Origin of the sequence: Sporolactobacillus putidus, assembly GCF_014647035.1 — a bacterium.
GTDB lineage: Bacteria > Bacillota > Bacilli > Bacillales > Sporolactobacillaceae > Sporolactobacillus > Sporolactobacillus putidus.
The window spans coordinates 1-1,201 of sequence record NZ_BMOK01000034.1 but is presented as its reverse complement, the minus strand read 5'-3'; the positions used below and the strand labels follow the sequence as shown (position 1 = coordinate 1,201).

The window sequence follows — 1,201 nt, the reverse complement described above, 5'->3', positions numbered from 1 at the left end:
TCAAGGGTGTCCCGACATTGATTAAATCCTCGATGACAGTGTACTGAAAATTTAGTGTTGTAATCGATCATTTGGGTCACGAGAAAGCGATCCAGTGAATCTTCGTTTGGAAATTGCTCTTTTCTTTTGCTATACCGTTTTAACTTTTTGTTAAACGACTCAATCATATTGGTGCTGTAAATGCTTGCACGAATGGAAGGTGGAAATTCTAAAAACGTCAATAGATTTTCTGTCTTCTTTAATCGATCCATGAGCCGTGAGTAGCGTCCCTGCCAGTGATTAAGGAATTGATTTAAGAGCTCTTGTGCCCCTTTTTTGTCTGCTGCCTGGTGCAGTGCTTTAAATTCACCCATCATTGGTTTTCGATCATTGACTCGGACGTGATTGCAGAGCGTACGGCTGACATGAATGAGGCAGCGTTGAAGCTTGGCTTTTGGAAAGCTTTTTTCTAAAGCACTCTGTAACCCAACAAGCCCATCAGCGATAAAAAGCAGTACATCTCGGACGCCCCTTTGACGGATGTCCGTGAGCAGTTCTGACCAAACACCAGTGGATTCAGTGGGCGCAACGGTATAAGCCAGCACTTCTTTTGTGCCATCAAGCTTGACCCCAATGGCAATATGGATCGCTTCTTTTTCCACTGTGTCTCGCCTTAAGGGCAGGTAGGTCGCATCGAGATAGACGCAGACATATTGTGTGGACAAGGGACGGGCTTTGAATTGAGTGACTTGTTCAGAGACTGCTTGGGTCATATTCGAGATCGTTTGTGGCGTATAAAAATGTCCATACATCTTTTCCATCAAATCAGCGATTTCAGATGTCGTGATCCCTTTACGGTAGAGCTGAATAACGGTTGTTTCTAAGGAATCACTATTCCGACGATAGGCAGGCACCGTGTGTTGATGAAAATCGCCATTGCGATCTCTGGGAATTTGTAAGGCCAATTCACCATAGCGGGTTTTAAACTTGCGAGCATATTGGCCATTTCGTGAATTACCTGTATGAAAGCCCTCGCGATCATAAGGCTCATAGCCCAAAAAGCTGCTCAATTCCAGTTTCAACAGTTCATTAACAGCTTCTTCTAGATGCTGGCGAAAAATTTCGTCCAAATCTTGTTGTTGGGCTAGGGCTGACATGATTTTTGTGGTAAATTGGTTCATAGGGAAAGCCTCCTGTGATATGAGTTTGGTCGCTTAATATC

1 protein-coding gene is annotated in these 1,201 nt (G+C 43.9%); it reads right to left on the bottom strand.

Annotation, left to right across the window (positions count from 1 at the left end; all coding sequences use genetic code 11):
• The coding region (locus IEX81_RS16470; RefSeq protein WP_188805340.1) for an IS256 family transposase at nt 1-1,160 on the bottom strand (1,160 nt) is incomplete at its 3' end.
• Between the last annotated feature and the right edge of the window lie 41 nt (nt 1,161-1,201).